Source organism: Sphingomonas sp., from assembly GCF_024508665.1.
Classification (GTDB): Bacteria; Pseudomonadota; Alphaproteobacteria; order Sphingomonadales; family Sphingomonadaceae; genus Sphingomonas.
Genome location: NZ_JANINP010000007.1, coordinates 932,388 through 951,818 on the forward strand (window position 1 = coordinate 932,388; position 19,431 = coordinate 951,818).

General features: G+C 64.8%; 15 protein-coding genes. 8 read left to right on the forward strand and 7 right to left on the reverse strand.

Features of this window, described 5'->3' with window-relative positions:
• Positions 1-28: 28 nt before the first annotated feature.
• The 4 genes from Q0L25_RS19655 to Q0L25_RS19670 are packed head-to-tail and all read left to right on the forward strand — an operon-like array spanning position 29 to position 3,661.
• Entirely contained in the window at positions 29-694 is a 666-nt protein-coding gene (locus Q0L25_RS19655; RefSeq protein ID WP_296617252.1) for a response regulator transcription factor, read from the forward strand.
• 2 nt (positions 695-696) lie between these two features.
• On the forward strand, positions 697-2,064 hold the full coding sequence (locus Q0L25_RS19660; protein WP_296617253.1) for a HAMP domain-containing sensor histidine kinase: 1,368 nt from the start codon (positions 697-699) through the stop codon (positions 2,062-2,064).
• A 35-nt stretch (positions 2,065-2,099) separates the two neighbouring features.
• A complete protein-coding gene (locus tag Q0L25_RS19665; protein WP_296617255.1) occupies positions 2,100-2,834 on the forward strand; it encodes a hypothetical protein in 735 nt (244 codons plus the stop codon).
• 56 nt (positions 2,835-2,890) lie between these two features.
• Positions 2,891-3,661 (forward strand): hypothetical protein, encoded by a 771-nt coding sequence (locus tag Q0L25_RS19670; protein WP_296617256.1) that lies wholly within the window; start codon positions 2,891-2,893, stop codon positions 3,659-3,661.
• A gap of 194 nt (positions 3,662-3,855) precedes the next feature.
• Here Q0L25_RS19670 and Q0L25_RS19675 read toward each other — a convergent pair whose 3' ends face one another.
• Positions 3,856-4,704, reverse strand: a complete 849-nt coding sequence (locus Q0L25_RS19675; RefSeq protein WP_296617258.1) for a hypothetical protein — start codon at positions 4,702-4,704, stop codon at positions 3,856-3,858.
• Between the two features lie 304 nt (positions 4,705-5,008).
• On the reverse strand, positions 5,009-5,614 hold the full coding sequence (locus tag Q0L25_RS19680) for a hypothetical protein (protein WP_296617259.1): 606 nt from the start codon (positions 5,612-5,614) through the stop codon (positions 5,009-5,011).
• A gap of 384 nt (positions 5,615-5,998) precedes the next feature.
• Here Q0L25_RS19680 and Q0L25_RS19685 point away from each other — a divergent pair, with 384 nt between their 5' ends.
• Positions 5,999-7,450 carry a hypothetical protein gene (locus Q0L25_RS19685; RefSeq protein WP_296617260.1) on the forward strand — a complete coding sequence of 484 codons (1,452 nt, stop codon included), beginning with the start codon at positions 5,999-6,001 and terminating at the stop codon, positions 7,448-7,450.
• Between the two features lie 281 nt (positions 7,451-7,731).
• Here Q0L25_RS19685 and Q0L25_RS19690 read toward each other — a convergent pair whose 3' ends face one another.
• Positions 7,732-9,426, reverse strand: a complete 1,695-nt coding sequence (locus Q0L25_RS19690) for a hypothetical protein (RefSeq protein WP_296617261.1) — start codon at positions 9,424-9,426, stop codon at positions 7,732-7,734.
• Between the two features lie 358 nt (positions 9,427-9,784).
• On the opposite strand from Q0L25_RS19690, the gene Q0L25_RS19695 reads away from it, so the two are divergent.
• Positions 9,785-10,801 (forward strand): alpha/beta hydrolase, encoded by a 1,017-nt coding sequence (locus tag Q0L25_RS19695; protein ID WP_296617805.1) that lies wholly within the window; start codon positions 9,785-9,787, stop codon positions 10,799-10,801.
• On the opposite strand, the gene acnA is transcribed toward Q0L25_RS19695, so the two are convergent.
• Positions 10,802-13,372, reverse strand: a complete 2,571-nt coding sequence (gene acnA, locus Q0L25_RS19700) for an aconitate hydratase AcnA (protein WP_296617263.1) — start codon at positions 13,370-13,372, stop codon at positions 10,802-10,804.
• A complete protein-coding gene (locus tag Q0L25_RS19705; RefSeq protein WP_296617265.1) occupies positions 13,369-14,652 on the reverse strand; it encodes an MFS transporter in 1,284 nt (427 codons plus the stop codon). The genes acnA and Q0L25_RS19705 overlap by 4 nt, the downstream gene beginning before the upstream one ends.
• A gap of 91 nt (positions 14,653-14,743) precedes the next feature.
• Between Q0L25_RS19705 and Q0L25_RS19710 the strand changes: the two genes are divergently transcribed.
• A complete protein-coding gene (locus tag Q0L25_RS19710; protein WP_296617266.1) occupies positions 14,744-15,919 on the forward strand; it encodes a lactonase family protein in 1,176 nt (391 codons plus the stop codon).
• 279 nt (positions 15,920-16,198) lie between these two features.
• On the opposite strand, the gene Q0L25_RS19715 is transcribed toward Q0L25_RS19710, so the two are convergent.
• Complete coding sequence (locus Q0L25_RS19715) at positions 16,199-17,884, reverse strand: tannase/feruloyl esterase family alpha/beta hydrolase (protein WP_296617268.1); 1,686 nt, start codon at positions 17,882-17,884, stop codon at positions 16,199-16,201.
• A gap of 83 nt (positions 17,885-17,967) precedes the next feature.
• On the opposite strand from Q0L25_RS19715, the gene Q0L25_RS19720 reads away from it, so the two are divergent.
• Entirely contained in the window at positions 17,968-18,888 is a 921-nt protein-coding gene (locus Q0L25_RS19720; RefSeq protein ID WP_296617269.1) for a Gfo/Idh/MocA family oxidoreductase, read from the forward strand.
• Positions 18,889-18,962: 74 nt separating this feature from the next.
• On the opposite strand, the gene Q0L25_RS19725 is transcribed toward Q0L25_RS19720, so the two are convergent.
• Positions 18,963-19,334, reverse strand: a complete 372-nt coding sequence (locus Q0L25_RS19725) for a hypothetical protein (protein ID WP_296617271.1) — start codon at positions 19,332-19,334, stop codon at positions 18,963-18,965.
• Between the last annotated feature and the right edge of the window lie 97 nt (positions 19,335-19,431).

Sequence of the window (19,431 nt, forward strand, 5' to 3'; positions counted from 1 at the left end):
TTGGGCATCATCCTGAGGAGCGGCGCTGATGCGCGCGCTGGTGGTCGAGGACGACCCCGATATCGGGATCGACGTCGAAAACGGCCTGGCTGACGCGGGGCTGGTGGTCGACCGCATCACCAATGGTCCCGACGCCTGGTTCGCCGGCGATACCGAGGATTATGCGATCGTCGTACTCGACCTCGGCCTGCCCGGGCTCGACGGGCTGACGGTGCTGCGGCGCTGGCGGGCATCGGGGCGGACGATGCCGGTGCTGATCCTGTCGGCGCGCGGCGACTGGACCGAGAAGGTCGAGGGGATCGAGGCCGGCGCGGACGATTATCTCGCCAAGCCGTTCCAGCTCGGCGAATTGGTCACGCGGGCCCGCGCCTTGCTGCGCCGGGCAGGGGGCCATGCCGCGCCGGTGCTCGAAATCGGGCGGCTCAAGATCGATACGCGCCATCGCCGCCTGCTGGTGCGCGATGTCGAGACGCGGGTCTCTCCGCTCGAATTCCGGTTGATCAATTTCCTCGCGCACCAGGCCGACCGGACGATCGCGGTCGGGGAAATCGCCGACCATCTCTATGGCACGTCGGAGATCGGCGACGTCAACGCGATCGAGGCGCTGATCATGCGGCTGCGGCGCAAGATCGGCAGCGACAGTATCGAGACGCGGCGCGGCTTCGGCTATCGCCTGACCGGCGGGGCGAGCTGAGCATGCGGTCGATCCGCCTCCGCCTGATCGCCTTCGCCGCGCTGGCGATCGCGGTCGCTCTATGGGCGGCGTGGCACGTCATGGGGCTGCTGTTCGAACATTATACCGAACGCCGCATGGCCGACGCGCTGGTCCGCGACGGCAATGCGGTGGCGGCGGCGGTGCGGGTCGATGCGCAGGGGCGGCCGTCGGTCGATCCCGGCGACCTCGACGCGCGGTTCCGGCGGCGCGCGAGCGGTCTCTATTGGGAAGTGCGCGCGCCGGGCGGCATCGCGGGCTCGCCATCGCTCGGCGGCAAGACCCTGTCGGCGGACGAGGACGATCGCGCGGCGACCGGCACGGCCTGGCAGGAAGCCGAGGTGCCGGGCCCCTATGAAGACGATCTGATCGTGGTCGAGCGGCGCGTGTCGGTCGGCGGCACATCCGTGCTGGTGCGCGTGGGCGAGGATGACGAGCCGATCGATCGCGCCGGCGCGTCCTTCCAGCGCGAGATGGGGATGTTCCTGCTCGCGCTCGGGGCCGCGCTGGCGCTCGCCGCCTGGGTGCAGGTCGAATTGGGGCTGTGGCCGCTGCGTCGCGTGCGGCGCGAACTGGCGGCGATGGCGCGCAACCCGGCGCAGCGCCTGTCCGCCGACCATCCCCGCGAGATCGACGATTTGGCCCAGGCGATCAACACGCTCGCCGATGCGCGCAGCGACGATCTGGGGCGCGCTCGCCGCCGCGCGGCCGACCTTGCCCATGCGCTCAAGACGCCGCTCGCCGCGCTCGCCGCGCAAAGCCGGGTGGCGCGCGCGGCCGGCGCCACCGCCGCCGCCGATGCGATCGACCAGACGCTGAGCGCCGCCGCCGCCGTGCTCGAGTCCGAGCTCGCCCGCGCGCGCGCCGCCGCGAGCCGGGTCGGCGAGGGGGTGGCGGCGACGCGGCCGGCGGCGCTGGTCGAGGGCTTGTTCGCGGTGCTCGAACGCACCGATCGCGGCATGAGCCTGGTGTTCGACGCGGATATTCCCGGCGATTGGGAGATCGGCATCGACGCCGGCAGCTTCGCGGAGATTTTCGGCAATCTACTCGACAATGCCGCGCGCCATGCCCGCCGCGTCGTGCGCGTCGATGCCGCGCACGATGCCGGGCGCTTGCGCTTCACGGTCGACGATGACGGCCCGGGCATTCCCGCCGGCGAGCGCGACGGCGTGCTGCGCCGCGGCGTGCGGCTCGACGAGAGCGGCAGCGGACACGGCCTGGGCCTGTCGATCGTCGCCGATCTGGTCGAGGCGACCGGCGGCACGATCGTGCTTGGCGACGCGCCCGAACATGGCCTGCGCGTCACGCTGAGCTGGCCCGACACTCTCCTCACCCGCGCCGAGCCGAGCTGATCGGCACGCGCCTTTCCCCCATCAAGGAGTTCCCCATGCAGATTGCGCATATTCCGAAGGTCAACGCGCGCTATTGGTCGGCGATCACCTTTGCCAGCCTGTTCGGCACCAATATGGGCGATCTCTATTCGCACGAGCTCAAGCTCGGCATCGTGCTGGGGACCGCGATCCTGGCGGCGCTGGCGGCGGCGGTGTTCCTGGTCGAGCGGCGCGATCATGCCCCGCGCGAACTCTATTACTGGCTGGTGATCATCATCATCCGCACCGGCGCGACCAACATCGCCGACTATTTCAAGAAGATCATCTATTGGCCGGCGTTCGCCGCGATCCTGACCGCGTTGCTGGCCGGGTTCGCCTGGCTCTCGTCCCGCAGCGACGCCAAACGCGAAGCCGAATCCGAGGCGCAGGGCATGCCGATGACGGGCACCGCTTACTGGCTGGCGATGCTGAGCGCGGGCGTGTTCGGCACGTTCATCGGCGATGTCTGCTCGAAGCTGATCGGCAAGGGGTTCGCCTCGCTGAGCCTGGGCGCCTTGCTGATCGTCGCTTTGGCCGCGTGGCGGCGCGACAGCGGCAATCGCTTCTGGTTCTACTGGATCGCGCTGGCGGTCGCGCGCACCGCGGGCACGGCGATGGGCGATTGGCTGGCGGAGACCCCGGCGCTCGGCATCGGCCTGCCGCTGTCGACGCTGATCACCGGATCGATCTTCGTGCTGATCCTGCTGCTGTGGCCGCGCAAGGGCGGCGCCGCGGTGCCGATCCACGCCTGATTCCCCTGCCGCCTCGCTCGTTCGCGCGGGGCGGCTTCCTTTCGAAAGAAGACGCCATGGCTGTCCGCTCGTCCCTGTTGGCCCTCGCTCTCGCCGTCCTGGCGCTGCTTGCCGCTTTTCCCGCCGCCGCGCAGGATGAGTTGCAGGATGGCCCCAAATCGCTGGTGATCAGCTATCGCACCAGCGCCGCGCATCGCGTCGCGTTCCGGCGCTATCTCGCCACGAACCTCGCGCCGCGGCTGCGGGCGATGGAGGCGAAGGGAGAGATCAGCGATTTCCGCATCTTCTACAGCTGGTATCGCCAGCCGGCGGTGTGGGACGGGCTGGTCATCCTGCGCTTCCCGACCTTCGCCGCTGTGAGCGGGTGGAACGCGATCGAGCATAACGAACCGGGCGGACTCGACGCCGCCGGGATCGCGCTGGCCGATCCGGTCGCGAGCTATTCGAGCGACCTCGCCTGGTCGCGCAATCCCGACGAGCTGAAGGACGGCGACGTCTATTACGTCATCCCGTACGAGTACCGGAACGAGGGCGAATATCGCGATTACGTGAAGGCCTATGTGCTGCCGCAATTCGACGGCTGGATCGAGACCGGCGCGCTGCGCGGGTACGAGATCTACATGAACCGCTATGGCACCGGGTCGCCGTGGGATTCGCTGTTCATCCAGCATTATCGTGGGCTGGCGGCGTTCGGGAAGCGCCAGCAGATCACCGCGAGCGTGCGCGACACATTGCGGAACGACCCGGTGTGGAAGGCGTGGAGCGACAAGAAGGCCGGCATCCGCACCGAAAGCGAGAACAGCATCGCGGAGTTGGTTGCGCATTGAGGTGGGGGTGGGCGGAAGGCTGGGTTGGGTTGGAAGCTGTCATTCGGCGGTAGCTCGTCGCCGGCTTATCTATATCCTGCGGGTCGGGACTGGTCGTGGCGCGAAACCGGCCTGGGATGGCTGCAACGCGTCCTAATTTCAGTTGCTAGACCGTGCGTGGCAAAAGTCTGAAGGCAGCCGTTCGTTGGTACACCCTATTCGCCTTCGGGCCACCGGCGCTCGCGAATGGACGCAAACCGACGTTTAGCCCGAGCTGCGCGCTGTTCATCTGCGCGCCCTAGCAACTGCGTCAGACCGTAATGAACGTACCGCCGACGTATGATCGAGGGCCGCGGTGCAATTAGAGCGAGGACGTTTAAGATTATTGCTACCGCTACGATTAAGCGGGCAACCAAGGTCGTGGGATATGCAGTATGCCAGACTTCGATCATCAAGATGACCTGCATTGCGATGGTGCCTATCGCCCATGCTACAGCGATCAGCATTACAAGGGCGAGCGGCAGAAGTTGACCCATGTCGCTGCCAACAGGGAATAAGTCTTTCGGATATCCGATGTTGGCCCGCGAGAAAGTGAAATACTGAAACGCCTCAGGATAGCGCAGATATAACCAGGCCTTGCGCGGCGGTTTGGCTAACTTCGCCTGTTGCTCAAACCAAGTTCGCAATAGGCTAAATTTAGCGAAAATTGTTGCGAACCAGAGCGACGTTAATGCGGTTCCTATCAAGGCAACTGGTAGGAAGCCGTTCCGGCTTATTGCCACACCACCGAAGTTAGCAGATTCAACCACGCCATAGATCGATAGGAATGCCAGTGAAAAAGCAGCCACCCACAAGCCAACGGCTTTGCTTAGGCTACTGCGCAGCTGAATGAGTTCTCCGTAAATCGCATCGCGCATGTCTTCGGTAATCGGCGGGCCCTGCTCCAGCAGCATGTGCTGGACTTCTCCGTCGTTCATCTCCCGCGTTTTCGTTAGCCAATCCTCTTTAGTGCGCACCCATGGGCGCCGATCATTGATCGTTTCAAGCCAGCGAGTGATTCCCATACTTACGCCTTACACCTAAATTCGGCCGGAATGTCTATCACTCGGTACGTCATTAAGGGAGCTGTTGGGGATGGGTTTAAAGGTCAGTCGCCAACCTGCACGGCGTCTGACTTTAGACTTTGGAACATAGCCTAGGGCTGCTTTGCGCCCCAATTTCAGTCATTCAGCGATCGATCACCGATGCCCAAGACCCGCCATTCACTCACGCAGCAATCCAATGGCCGTTTCTGAGTGGCTCTCGGTCGGTCTGCTTCCAGGAAGCGCTCCGATGTAGCAGCCGTCCGTGAAGCCGGGGTGATCGGCGCTAGGCAGGCCATTCGATTAAGGCCAAGGCCTGGAGATTTCGCTGCATTTCTTCACGCCACGCACGCTCTCGATGGCGGAAAGCATAGCCGATGTGGAGCACCTCCCCGATGATGCGCGCTGCCAGCTTCGCGATCTCAGGAATCCCTGACACCTCGATTGACCAGCCCATAGGCTCAAAGTGCACGAACTGGTTCCGAACATCCTCGTGAAAACGACACAACCAACTCAGTTCGGAGTCACTGATAGCGATGCCGGCAACGTTGCTGCGGTCCCCGGCCGAATAGGGCTGCCGCACCGCTTTAAGGAGGCCTGGCAGACTCATTAAATGGGTCTTGGGCGGTTTTGCGTTCGGATTGGTACGAGAGTCCTCAAAAAAAGCCAGCCACTCGCCAGCGTTACGCTTTGTGACTGCGCCGACGGGTGTCGCTGTCGTAGTGAGGTGACACACGCATGTTCCCTGCAGAGCTGAATGCAGAGCCATTACCACCCATTTCCATTCCTGGGCATCCTCGCTTACAAATTGAGCGGCGCGTATAATGTGTCGGATCGATCCAGCTACATCCTCAGTCTCATCCGTCTGAATCCAATGTTCCGCCACCGACACCTCCCGGTCTCTTCGCTTCACTCGACCTTAGGTCAATCGATGGTGAAATGAACGCATGGCCGCTTTCGGGCGACGGGCGCACCGCTCGGCCACGCTATTCGGCATCAGCTTCGCGCCCCAGAATCGGTCGTCCGAGCCTCTCTCAGACAACCCAAAAGCAACCATTCGCTCAGTTTACGCCCCAATATCCGGTATGGATGGAGATCGGACGTTGCCCGCTGGCCAGCTGGCAAACAAGGGTCTCTTCACATGTAGTCAGCTGCTAAGGCTGTAACGGTTGCAGGTAATAGCTAAGTTAGCCCGGCGCTTCTCGCGAGCGAATGTATTTGGTCGCCGACTCCTATATGAGGTCGCTATGCATTTTCGATATCCCGAGTAACGCTGTTGCGTAAGCTGACCGGACTCTTTCTTGGCGCGGGTGCATCATACGAAGCCGGGATGCCGTTAGTCTGGGAGCTCACCGCCGAACTCAAGGGCACGTTGCTGCCTGATAGGGTTCGCGAAGAGAATGGGCGCGCCCGTGCGAGGGGCTTAGGCTTTCATGAGGCGGTCGTCGAGGACTTCTTAAACGTCCTGCAGAATGATACGATGCATTACGAGGCTGTCCTCGGTTATCTTGAAGCTCAGTTCATTCGGAAGCGCGAATTTACTCAGGATTACCGCGCTGCTTATTCGTGGATCGTCTCTTGCGTTTACGGCATGCTCTACAACAGATTGATCAATCAGAAATCTTACCTTGAACGTTTTCTGCCTTTCTACGACGGCACTGCGAGACTAGCAGCGGCGAATACTCCACTTTGGATCTTCTCGCTTAACCACGACGTAATCGTCGAGGCGATCGCAGCTCGGTTGAAGCTTCCGCTCTATTACGGCTTCGATCCGTCCAACGTCATCATTCTTCCTCGCCGTGACCCCCATGGCTGCAAGATCGGCGAACTTCGCGCCGAGGTGCTGACCCACGACGAATTGCAGAATAGTGCCATGCATTTCCCGAATCCTGGCAGGCCAGGAATCTACCTGTTGAAGTTACACGGCGCCCTCGATCAGTTTGTCTTCAACGACGGGAGTGATTTACTGCGCCTCCTCCCGGATACGCAGGATGTCGACGGTCTCACGGGAGCATTGCAGGCGGCGAACGAGGAACTGATCTACCCTCTTCCCGGAGCTCCTGATGGGATTGCCAATGCGATGAACGAGATAGCCTACGCCGATCAGGACGGGGTCATGCAGTTCCTACGCCGAAGCTTGCTTGCTGGGGCCCACAAGTTCGACACCCGGCACCGGCAGGTGCTGCCAACCGGCATGCTCAAGCACTTTGAAGGAAATATCAACTTCGTCTCCCGTTTGGTCGTGATCGGCTACAGCTTCGGAGACAATCATATCAACAAGGTCCTCTGTAACTGGCTCGAATTCTCTGAAGATCGTTCCATGCACATTGTTGACGTGGCCGAGGGAGGTGTGCCGCCGTTCCTTCTTCATCTAAGCCCACAGGTGACGAGGGAGCGCGCGACGGCAACCGAATTCCTGGATCGGGAGGCTGGAATTGAACGATCGCCCAATGAACTTCTTGAGCGGCGGCTCGCAGCCGTCACACGCAAACTCGGCAAGAAGGCTCGCGATCTGACGGAATCGTTCCTCCGAGAAGACCGAGACCGCGCGGTCGCTACGTTGGTCACGAAGCTTAAAGGTCTACCGATCCTGGACGGCCAGCCAGACTTCTCGAGCCTTGGCGAGCCTGAAATGGTCGCGCAGGAGTGGGCTTCGGCAGCAGACCTCGACAATGACGTCGCCCTCCGACGAATGGTCGACTATCTTGAAAAGGCGGTCCCCGCATAAGCGCGGGATCCAGCCCCGCGGATATCGAAATCACCGCGAGGATACTCAGGGTCTGATTTGGTGTCCCGGCCCTTCCGTAAATTTCGCTCCGCTCACCAAGCCGCTCGAAACTCGTGTGTCACCTGACGTCCCATGTCCCGGCTTGTCCGGCCAACGCCCATTCTTAGCCATTCCACCTGACTCGCAGTGACTCAAAAAAGCACCATTCGTTCACGCAGCGGCGAAATGGCCGCCATTGGTTGAGAAAGCGCTATTCAACTCGGTGAATTAGGGCTTTGTCTTTATGGTAAATCGCGCGCCGCTAGTACGTTGTCCGTCGCCACGCCGGGCACTATGAATCGGTTGCGCGCTTGGACCGGGGCAGAAAATTCGCCGCCGTTTGAGTCAAGCATCGGAATCTCGCACACACCTCCGCTGACGCCGATTAGGCCGATCCTCGACCCGCAGATACCGCACTGGCACACGAGGGTTCCGGCGGCGGTAGCATAATCGACTTGCGTACCGCAGTTGCACTGGATCCTGACTGTCATGCAGCGTTCAAGTGACTTAGACGGCACGAAAGCGCGAAGCGTTGCGTCGGTGCCCGGTAGCGGCGCCGCCGTGATTTGGGTGCCGACCTCGAGCGTGTCCACGTCACACCGGGCGAGATCGGTGATGAGTTTAAATCGAACGTCAGGCCCATCGCGTGTCGGCTTGTGTCTTCTGACAATTCGCTTGAGCTTGTCCTTGAGCGCGGGGTCGAGCTCGGCGATTTTCGGGGCGTCGTTCCCGAGCACGTCACCTGCGCCTAGGTCCGAGATGACGTAATCGACCTCATCGGGCAGTTCGAGCAACACGAAACGCGCGCCACATGAGCCGCAGAATCGGTTCCACTCGAAATGTGGTGAGATGAGGTCACAATGTCCGCCGCAACTGCACTCGATACGGGCGGTTTGTTCACCAGTGATGACGCTCGCGCGGATCGGTTCGACGAGCTGGCGGCCAAGAATGTCGCGCGTCTTGCCGATCGCGACCCGGTGACGATCGAGCAGTTCGGTCCAGTCGTCGGTCACGGTACTAAGCATGGTGCGCATGGCGTGCCCGAGCACCGGCAGGAGCAGGTCCGCATAGGCGCCCGCGCAGGTTTCCAAGACTCGCTGTTTGACCTCGGCGAAATTCTCGGCGCGCGGAACGAATGCGTCGCCGTCATAGCCGAGGATGACGGCGCCGCCGCTGTCGTCTAGCGCGAGCGTCGAGATATAGCCGGCGTGGATCATGTCCGAGCAGAAGCAGAAAATCAGTCGGATATTCTGCCGCTGCGGGCTGGGTAAAGCCGCGAGATCGGCTGCGACCTCGAGACGCTGCGGGAATTGTTTGTGCGCGTCTTTCGTGAACGCCGAGTTTGTACGGTCGCGTGATGGGAGCGCCATGAATGCGTCAAGTGCCGCCTGTATCTCCGGTGAGACGATATTGGCGTGTAATGCCGCCGGCGCAACGCCCGCGAAGCTCATCAGTGACTGCAGGAATTTGTAGTTGAGCTGGCGACCGTCGAATGTGGCAAGCTGGTAGGCAGTCTGGACGAGCGCATCAAGAAAGCTCCGCGCCGCCACCCCGAGTTTGAGGAAATCGCTGCTCAACGGGGCCGTCTCACCCGCTCGCTCGACGCCGACCGGACCGACCGGGCGGCTTTCGGCCAGTAGGAAATCCGCCGAGCGATGCACGTTATCGACTAAGGTGGGCGCGATAACCTTGTAGGGATGATTTGTCGTGCCGGGGGCGACGAAATCAGGCGCTACACGGACATCGTCGGCCAGCGCCGTGCGCCACTCGCCGACCAAACCGCCGATCTCGGCGACGGCGGCGCTGAGCGTGTCGTGGATGTTCTGTGTCTGGATCCTGAGCGTAGGATAATGGGCGTACGCTGCATCGGTACGTCTCGCTTCGATCCGGTCGGCAATCGCCTTGAGAACAGTATAGGTATCAGGTGAATTGCTCATAACGGTACCGGAATCTGCACTCTGTCGAGCGGCCGCTCAAGCCTGCTGCCATTATCGCGAACGCGAGATGTTTGGACGAACAATCTCGCAACGTCTGCTGTTGTGGACTACCGAGCCAAAAGCCGCCAGTCCCTAACCGGCCCCACTTCCCGCCATTCATTTTGGCGGCGATCGAACGACGGCACCGGGGTCGATAACCGACCGGCCGCTTCATACGCCTACTCCGAGTTGCTTGCGGCCTTCGAGCCGCTAACGTGGCCGTTTCCTTTCCCGAACCAGCTCGCGTTAACGCCATGTTTGCAGATCGTATTATTGTGCCTATGAGTGCAATATCAGGTTTGAACGCGAGGTGATCGATATGCGGTGGCGGCTCGTGGCATTGGCTTTGGCGGCTACCCCCGGCTTCGCGACGGCGGGTACGGGCAGGCAGCCGGCAATCTCGGCCAAGTCGGTGCGCGACGATACCTTTCCCGCGGTCGAGGCACGCTATCCCGGCGGGATCGTCGCGCGCGGGCATGTCGAATATGCCAATTATGTCGGCTATCGGCCGCTGCAGCTCGACCTCTATCTCCATGCCGATCGCGCGACGGCGAAGCCGCGGCCGCTGGTGATCTGGGTGCATGGCGGGGGCTGGAGCCGGGGCGATGCGCGGCAGTCGGGGGCGTTTGCCGACTGGCCGGGCGTGCTCGCGATGCTGGCGGCGCGCGGCTATGTCGTCGCTTCGGTCGATTACCGGTTGAGCGGGGAGGCGACGTTTCCGGCGCCGGTGCAGGATGTGAAAGCGGCGGTGCGCTTCCTGCGCAGCCAGGCGGGCGCCTACGGCATCGATCCGGCGCGGGTCTATCTGTGGGGAGGATCGGCGGGCGGGCATCTGGCGGGGCTGGCGACGGTGACGTGCGGGGTGGCCGCGTTCGATCCGCCGGCATCGACCGGGCGGTTGCCTGGATCGCAGGCCAGGACCGCGAAGCCGTTACCGCAGTCGGATTGCGTGCAGGGCGCGGCGCTGTGGTACGGCGCTTTCGATTTCGCGCTGGGCGGCGGGACGGCTCTCAATGCGAAGACGCTGACCGGCTTGCTGGGATGCGATCCGGCGGTGTGCCGCGATACGGCCGTGGCCGCGAGCCCGATCAGCTACGTCAAGCGCGAGACGCCGCCGCTGCTGCTGATCCACGGCACCGCCGATGAGGAAGTCGGCTTCGGCCAGAGCGAGGCGATGGCGGCGAAGATGAAGGCGGCTGGCGCCCCGGTCGAGTTCGTGCCGGTGGCCGGCGCCAATCACGGCTTTATCGACGCGACGCCCGAGGCGACGCAGCGCGACAGCCTGATGGCGCTGGATCGGACGTTCGCGTTCTTTGACCGGCTGTCGAGGCGCTGATCAGCGCCGGTGCGCTGCCCGCAAGATCAGCGGGATGATGCCGCCGGCGCGGAGGACCGACAGTTCGAGCGCGGTTTCGATCTGGGCCGCGGCCTCGAACCGCTCGACGCCGCCGTCGCGGCGATGGATCGCGACGGGCACGGTCGCGCGCGGGGTGAGCGTCTCGGCCGGCGCGTCGATCTCGATCCGGTCTTCGGGGGCCAGCGCGAGCTTGGATGGATGGCGGTCGGGCGGGAGACGCAGCGGGAGGATGCCCATGTTGACCAGGTTCGAGCGGTGGATCCGCTCGAAGCTCGCCGCCAGCACCGCGCGCGCGCCGAGCAGGCTCGCGCCCTTCGCCGCCCAGTCGCGCGACGATCCCATGCCGTAGCGCTCGCCAGCGACGATCACGATGGGCTGGCCGGTCTCTGCATAATGCGCGGCCGCGCGCCACAAGGGCAGGGGCGCGCCGCCGGTCGCCGTCACCGTGCTGCCGGGCGGGATCGCCTCGCCGAGCAGGTTGCGGACGGTGCGGTTGGTGAACAGGCCGCGCAGCATCACTTCCCAATTGCCGCGGCGCGACGAGAAGACGTTGAGATCGGCCGGGTCGGCGCCGTGCTCGATCAGCCAGCGCGCGGCGTCGCTGTCGCTGGGGATCGCGCCGGCGGGGGAGATGTGATCGGTGGTGATGTCGTCGCCGAGCACGATCAGCGGCGCCGCGGCATAACGGCCGAGCCGGTCGTCGCGCTCCATCCTGGCAAAGGGCGGCGGGCGCAGATAGGTCGAGCCGGGATGCCAGGGGAAGAGCGCGGTGTCGGGCGCGGGGAGCGCGGCCCAGGCCGGGCTTGCCTCGGCCGCATCGAACGCCGCGGCATAATCTTCCGGCCGTATCGCGAGCGCCGCGGCGGCGTCGATCTCGGCGCCGGTCGGCCATAGGCGGTCGAGCGTGACCGGGGCGCCGCCGGGGTCGTGGCCGATCACGTCGCGGGCGATGTCGATCGCGGCGTCGCCGGCCAAAGCGTAAGCGACGGTCAGCGCGGGCGAGGCGAGGAAGGCATGCTCGATCTGCGGATGGACGCGCCCGGGGAAATTGCGGTTGCCCGACAGGATGCCGACCGGGCGCGCGCCTCCGGCCTCGATCGCGCGCAGCATCGGTTCGGCGAGCGTGCCCGAATTGCCGATGCAGACGGTGCAGCCATAGCCCACGATCGCGAAGCCGACCGCCTCCAGATCCTCGAGCAAATTGGCGCGGGCGAGCATCCGCTCGGCGTTCGGCGATCCCGGCGCCAGGCTGGTCTTGACCCAATCGGGCGGCGTCAGGCCCAGCGCGCGGGCCTTGCGCGCGACCAGGCCGGCGGCGAGCAATTGGCGCGGGTCTGACGTGTTGGTGCAGCTGGTGATCGCCGCGATCGCGACGGGCCGCTCGGGCATGCCATCGCCGCGGCCTCCGCCGAGCAAGGCAGGCACGTCGGCGGTCGCGACGAGATCCTGCGGACGGCGCGGACCGGCCAGCGCAATGCCGATCGCGGACAAGTCGATCTCGACCGTCCCGGCATAGGCCGGGGAGGCCGCGGGATCGAACCATAGGCCGGTCGCGCGGGCATAGTTCTCGACCAGCGCGATCCGCGCCTCGCTGCGTCCGGTCTGGCGGAGATAATCGAGGGTCGCGCCGTCGATCGGGAAATAGCCGGTCGACGATCCATATTCGGGCGCCATGTTGGCGACCACCGAGCGCTCTCCGGCCGACAGCGCCGCCACGCCGGGACCGAAATATTCGACGAAGCGGCCGGCCAGCTCGATCTCGCGCAACCCGCGGGTGACGACCAGCGCGAGGTCGGTCGCGGTGACGCCCTCGCGCAGCCGCCCGGTGAGCCGTACGCCGACCACTTCGGGGACGCGCATCATCACCGGCATGCCGAACATCACGCTTTCGGCTTCCAGCCCGCCGACGCCCCAGCCGAGCACGCCGATGCCGTTGACCATCGGGGTGTGGCTGTCGGTGCCGATCAGCGTGTCGGGCATCGCCCAGCGCGTGCCGTCGCGTTCCTCGCTGGTGACGATCGTCGCCAGTTGCTCGAGGTTGATCGTGTGCATGATGCCGGTGCCGGGCGGGTGCACGGTGAAATTGTCGAGCGTCGCCGAGGCCCATTTCATGAAGCTGTAGCGCTCGGCATTGCGATCGAGCTCGCGCGCCATGTTGCGCGCCGCGGCGTCGCGGCTGCCGTAGACGTCGACCGCCAGGCTGTGGTCGGTCGAGACGTTGACCGGGAGGACGGGGTTGAGCGCATCGGGGTCGCCGCCGGCATCGGCCAGCGCCTGGCGCGCGGCGGCGATGTCGACCAAAGCGGGGCCGCAGGTCGTGTCGTGCATCATCACCCGGCCCGGCCAGAAGGCGATTTCGGCATCGCTCGTGGCTCGCGCGATCCACTGCTCGACCAAGGCGAGCGTCGCCGGATCGTCGCCGCTTCGGCGCAGCAAATTCTCGATCAGGATGCGGTGGACGACGGGCAGCTTGGCCAGGCCGAGCGCGGCGAGGTCGACGATCGTGTAGCTGGCGCCGTTGCTCGCCAGCGTGCGGGTCGGGACGGTCATGCGGACTCCTTGCGCGAGGTCAGCGGCGCGGCGAGCACCATCACGAACGCGACCAGGGTGAGCCCGGCCAGGAATATCAGCCCGGTCGCCGGCTTGCCGGTCGCCTTGGCGACCACGCCGACGACATAGGGGCCGACGAACCCGCCGAGATTGCCGATCGAGTTGATCGCGGCGATCGACACCGCGGCGGTGGCACGCGAGAGGAACAGGCCGGGTAAAGTCCAGAACGGCGCCTTGAAGGCGTAGAAGCCGGTCAGTGCCGCCGCGAGCAGGATGGTCGCCGGCACCGGACCGGCAACCCAGGCGACGCCGCCCAGGGTTAGGCCGGCGAGGAGCAATGGCCAGGCGGTGTGAAAGCGCCGCTCGCCGGTGCGGTCCGACCGCCGCGACCACAAAACCATGCCGATCGTCGCGACGATATAGGGCAGGGTGGCGATCAGCCCGGTCTCGACATTGCTGAGCGATTTGCCCGAATGCTTGACGATCTGGGGCAGCCAATAGCCGACGCCCAGGCTGCCGGCCTGATAGACGAAATAGATCGCCGCCAGGTACAGAACGCGCGGCTCGGTGATCGCGCGCCAGGTGTTGAGATGGCGCACGCCGGTCGCGGCATGCTCGCGCGCGATCTCCGCTTCCAGCCAGTCGCGCTCGTTCGCCGTCAGCCAGCGGGCATTGGCGGGGCGATCGACCAGCAAGCGGTACGTGAACAGCCCGCCGATCACCGCGGGCAGTCCCTCGATCAGGAACATCCAGCGCCAGCCGGCCAGGCCAAGCCCCTGGACGTGATCGATGATCCAAGTGCTGAGCGGCGTGCCGATGATGTACGATACCGGGATCGCCGCGGTGAACATCGCCACCACCGTCGCCTGCTCGCGGGCACGGAACCAGGCGGTCAGATAGATGATGATCGCGGGGAAATAGCCGGCTTCGGCGACTCCGAGCAGGAAACGCAGGCCATAGAGTTGCGAGGTCGATTGCACGAAGGCGGTGGCCATCGACACCACGCCCATGCCGATCAGGATGCGGGCAATCCAGATGCGCGGGCCATAGCGGGCCATCAGCATGTTGCTCGGCACTTCGAACAGGAAATAGCCGATGAAGAAGATACCCGCGGCGAATCCGAACGCCTCGTCCGAAATCCGCAGCTCGGCATTCATCTGGAGCGCGGCATAGCCGATGTTCGCGCGGTCGATGTACGACACGATGTAGAGCACGAAACACAAGGGCACGATCCGCCAGAACACCCGGCGCATGATCCTGCGGTCGTCGGCCTCGGTCACTGGCGGGGGTGGGGGGCTCTCCATAAATATGTTCTTTGACATTCAGAAATACAAAGAGCAAGGCTTACCTGTCTCGAGACGGAGGTAGGCAATGCAATCCAGGTCCGGACCGCCCGCGTGGCGCGCGTCGCGGCGCACGATCGTCGCCGGCCTGGCCGTCGGGGTTGCGATGGGAAAAGAGGCCGCATGGGCGGCCGGGGGAGGATCGATGCCGGGTTTCGCTTATGTCGGGTGCCGTACCAGCCGCGAGCGCAACGCGCGGGGCGACGGCATTTCGGTCTATCGGATCGGCGCGGACGGCGGCTGGACGCGCGTCCAATTGGTCGGCGACCTGGTCAATCCATCCTATCTCGCCTTCGATCGCAGCTGCAGTTTCCTCTATACCGTCCATGGCGACGGCAGCGAGGCGAGCGCGTTCCGGATCGATCCGGAGTCGGGCCAGCTGAGCTTTCTCAACCGGGTATCGACCGGCGGCCGCAACCCGGTGCATCTGATGCCCGATCCGACCAACCGCTTCATGGTGGTCGCCAACCATATCGTTGCCGACGGGGTGAAATCGGGCATCGCCAGCCTGCCGATCCATGAGGACGGGCGGCTTGGCGCGCCGGTCGATGTCGTGCCATTCGACGGCAAGATCGGCCCGCACCGCGTCGAGCAGCCCTTTCCCAAGCCGCATCAGGTCGAATTCGATCCGAGCGGCCGGTTCATCGTCGTGCCGGACAAGGGCTGCGACCGCGTATTGGTCTTCACCATCGACGCGGCGGGCAAGCTGCATCAGGCGGCCGAAACGCCGGCGCGCGAGACGTCGGGACCGCGCCACGTCGCCTTCCATCCGACCGTGCCCTACGCTTATGTCGTCAACGAGCTCGATTCGACCGTCGTCGCCTATCGGTTCGATCGCCAATCGGGCGCGCTCACCCCGTTCCAGATCGTCTCGGCGCTGTCGGAGGATTTCACCGGCAACAGCCGCGGCTCGGAAATCGCGGTGTCGCGCGACGGGCGCTATCTCTACGCATCCAACCGTGGAGCGGACACCGTCGCGACATTCGCGATCGACCGCGCCAACGGGCGGCTGGAGTGGCGGGGCTCGGTCCCCGCCGGCGGCAGGACGCCGCGCTTCTTCGCGCTGAAGGGTGACGCGATGTTCGTCGCCAACGAGGAGGGGCACAATATCGTGCGCTTCGCGATCCGGGTGGACGGCAGGCCGCGCGATCCGGTGGTGGTGGCGGAAACGGGAAGTCCGACGTCGATCGTGTTTGGCGGCTGACCGCACCTCTGCAGTCGTCATCCCCGCGGAATTCTCCCGCCACCCGAGCGCACCTCCCGTCGTGCCAGCGCACCTCCCGTCACCCCACCGAAAGAACATCGGGTTGAGCATGCCCCGCATGCTCAAGGATCGTCCGGGGGACGATCCGACCCGATGTTGGTCTCTGGCGATGACGCGATGCCGCTTGAGATCCCAGCTTTCGCTGGGATGACGAATTGGGAAAATGGATCGCCCTAGAAGAACGCCATATTCAAGTTCACCTGTGGAACGTCTCCGCCGTCAGGGAGCGCGACTTGCCGCTGACGGCACCGCGCAGACGAAGCTCGACGCCAGCTTGCTATCCCCGCCGCGATAGAGCGGCGCTTTCGGCCAGGCGCAGATCGGGCGCTGGAATGCGATCGCGCGCTTGGCGGTCGGCGTGTCGTCGCTGCCCGCGGCATAGCGCGTGGCGATCAGGCTCTGCGGCGCGCGGGCCTTCTCGACCCAGGCGTAGAGGGCCAGCGTCATGTCATGTTCCGGGTCGCGCACCGGCGGTGTGGAATCGCGCGTCGCGGTCGAGAAATTGGTTGCGCCGGGGCCGCCCGCGCAATGGTCCATGCCGGGGACCATGAACAGGCGCGCGAAGGCCTGCGTCGCGGCGAGCCCGCCGGCGCGCGCCTCGACCGCGCGGTAATAGTTGATCGCCTCGAGCGGGGTGCCGACCGGATCCTGCCAGCCCATGAACATGATGAGCTTGCCGCCGGCGCGGGCGAAGGGCGAGAGGTTGGGATCGTTGGCGTCGAAGATCGGGCCCAGCCGCGCGCGCATCGTGTCGACGTCGCTGCCCCAGTTGAAGCTCCACCAATTCCAGTCGGGATTGTCGAACACCCAATATTTGAACATGTCGGCGCGCGACGGCTCGGCCGGATTGTCGGATTCGGACCAATAGCCGCTCCACCCGGGATGCTTGTCGCCGGGGCCCGACATCACGCCTTCGGTGCCGACCGGATAGCCGGGATAGATCGCCTTGCCGGTGCGGGCGTCGCGCGGGCCGGCATAGATCTTGTCGGCCGCGGCGACCTGTTCCGGGGTCAGGCAGGAGCCGGCTGACGCGCCGGGCCGGCACAGCAATTGCGCCGGCTTGAACCCGCATTGCCGCGGGTCGGCGATCACCCCGTCCTCGACGCCGTCGAGTTTGTCGCACGCCGCGACCGCCGCGCGGTTGATCAGCAACAGGTCGCCGACCGACAGGATCGGGTGGCGGTCGTCGCCCGGGCGGTGATTGGCGAGATAGTTCCACAGGAACGACATGGTCAGGCTGGTGCGGTTGTTGCCCGGCGCGCCGGCGATGATGCCGTCGAAATCATGCGGATAGCGTTGCGCGGAGGCGAGCCCCTGATAGCCGCCGGTCGAACAGCCGCTGAAATAGGACCAGCGCGCCGCGCGGCTGTAATAGGCTCGGGTGATCGCCTTGGCCGCGACGACCGATTCATGGACCGCGCGATAGCCGAAATCCTTGATCTTCTCCGGATTCCTCCAGCCGAACTTGAGGTCGGTGCCGCTGTGCCCGGTATCGGTGCCCACCGCGACGTCGCCATCGTCGAGCCGCGGGATCATCTGCTTGTACTGCATGTTCGATACGTAGGCGCCGTTGCCGATCATATGCAGGCGACCCGACCAATCGCGCTTCGCCGGCAGCCAGATTTCGAACCCGATCTCCGATCCGCGAACCGGACGGCTGACTCCGCGCACGCGGCAAAAGGGCTTGAGACCGGTATAAGTGCGCGGCGCGCGCTCGACGACCATGTCCTCGGTGAAACTGCCGTCGACCGGCGTTGCGACCAGGATCCGGACATGAGGGATGGCCAGTTTCTTGAGTGCGGCACAGGCATCGGGCGCGGCCTGCGCCGCCGGCGCCAGCGCGATCGTCGCCGCCGATGCCGACAAGGCCGCCGCCAAGCGTTGAACCGTCCGACGTGCGACCATGTTTATCTCCCTAGAGGCTGGCAATCGCCAGAATGTCTCCTTATGATCGAAAAAACAATATCAAACACGAGGTGGACGCCTTTATGCGGATTTTCACGCGCGAGGAGATCGTGGCGGCACTCGACGAGACGGCGGCGCTGGCCGCGGTCGAGCGCGCGATCGTCGCCTTCGCGGCGGGCCAGGCGCAGAGCGGCGATGCCGGGCATTTCAGCTTTCCCGCGCCGGGCGACGCGCATGTGAAGGTCGCGCATCTGGCCGGTGAGGACGTGTTCGCGCTCAAGGTGTCGGCGAGCTTTTACGGCAATCCGGCCAAGGGGCTGTCGTCGAGCCAGGGCTTTTCGGCGGTGATGAGCGCGACGACGGGCGAGGCGCTGGCGCTGTTCGCCGATGGCGGCTGGCTGACCGATGTGCGCACCGCGATGGCCGGAGCGATCGCGGCGCGGGCGATCGGCTATGAGGGCGGTACGCTGGGGATCGTCGGCGCCGGCATCCAGGCGCGGATGCAGGCCGAGATGATCCGCCGCCATCTCGGCGCCGATCGCGTGCTGATCTGGGGCCGCGACCCGGCCAAGGCGCGGGCATTGGCGGTCGAGATCGGCGGCGAGGCGTACGGCGAGTTGGCCGATCTGGTGCGTGCGTCCGACCTTGTGGTCACGACGACGCCGTCGACCGAATGGCTAATCGACGATGCATGGGTGCAACCCGGCACGCGGATCGTCGCGGTGGGATCGGACGGCGGCGGCAAGCGCGAGCTCGACCCGCGCATTCTTGGCCGCGCGACCGTGATCGCGGACTCAGTCGATAAATGTCTGGAGAATGGCGAGGCGGGCTGGGCGGTCCGTAGCGGGCTGCTTGCCGCCGATGCTCTTGTCCCGCTCGGTGCGTTGCTCGCCGAACCGCGGGTTTTCGCGGCGGACGTGATCGTCGTCGCCGATCTGACCGGATTGCCGGTTCAGGACGCGGCGATCGCCGGCGCGGTCTGGCGCGCGCTCGCTTCCAGCTAGGTCGTTAGTTCATAAACGGGAACGTCCGAATGTGGGTGGGAAGCGTCAAGGCAGCTTTCGAGCGGTGTGATCGATTAAGGGACATGAACCGACATGATTTCCACCGTAAGCGGTTCGGTGTCGTGGAGCTTGGCGTGAAGTGTGAGATCGCTCACGTCCTCGCCCTCGGTCGTCAAATCGACCAGCATCTGCCAATATTCGCCCATCCAACGGTAGACCGCATATTCCCACGTGGACGGGTTTAGGGGGGCCAATTTGTCTCCGTAAGCCGTCACACTGTCGGCAATTGCTTTCGCCGTCAAAGGATCAACCTCGCGCACACCCCTGATCGCGTGATCGCGCAGGAAATAATCTCCGACCGCGAAGGCGGCTGCGACTTCATGGAAAGTGGCACGTAGCTCCGACGGCACGGCATGTTCGTCGTCGTCTTTTGCCAGCATACCCACTTAGCCCTCCGTCCGCTCGCGGCAGACCTGCATCGGCGCATCAACGGCGGCAAGTGGGTCGGTTCCCGACTGGCCGCTTTCATGTGTCTACGGCCAA

Excerpts from the sequence above, each read along its gene's own strand:
- Q0L25_RS19655 (WP_296617252.1), top strand. The coding sequence starts at position 29 with ATGCGCGCGCTGGTGGTCGAGGACGACCCCGATATCGGGATCGACGTC.
- Q0L25_RS19675 (WP_296617258.1), bottom strand. The coding sequence starts at position 4,704 with ATGGGAATCACTCGCTGGCTTGAAACGATCAATGATCGGCGCCCATGG.
- Q0L25_RS19690 (WP_296617261.1), bottom strand. The coding sequence starts at position 9,426 with ATGAGCAATTCACCTGATACCTATACTGTTCTCAAGGCGATTGCCGAC.
- Q0L25_RS19695 (WP_296617805.1), top strand. The coding sequence starts at position 9,785 with ATGCGGTGGCGGCTCGTGGCATTGGCTTTGGCGGCTACCCCCGGCTTC.
- Q0L25_RS19660 (WP_296617253.1), top strand. The coding sequence starts at position 697 with ATGCGGTCGATCCGCCTCCGCCTGATCGCCTTCGCCGCGCTGGCGATC.
- Q0L25_RS19665 (WP_296617255.1), top strand. The coding sequence starts at position 2,100 with ATGCAGATTGCGCATATTCCGAAGGTCAACGCGCGCTATTGGTCGGCG.
- Q0L25_RS19710 (WP_296617266.1), top strand. The coding sequence starts at position 14,744 with ATGCAATCCAGGTCCGGACCGCCCGCGTGGCGCGCGTCGCGGCGCACG.
- acnA (WP_296617263.1), bottom strand. The coding sequence starts at position 13,372 with ATGACCGTCCCGACCCGCACGCTGGCGAGCAACGGCGCCAGCTACACG.
- Q0L25_RS19720 (WP_296617269.1), top strand. The coding sequence starts at position 17,968 with ATGCGGATTTTCACGCGCGAGGAGATCGTGGCGGCACTCGACGAGACG.
- Q0L25_RS19670 (WP_296617256.1), top strand. The coding sequence starts at position 2,891 with ATGGCTGTCCGCTCGTCCCTGTTGGCCCTCGCTCTCGCCGTCCTGGCG.
- Q0L25_RS19715 (WP_296617268.1), bottom strand. The coding sequence starts at position 17,884 with ATGGTCGCACGTCGGACGGTTCAACGCTTGGCGGCGGCCTTGTCGGCA.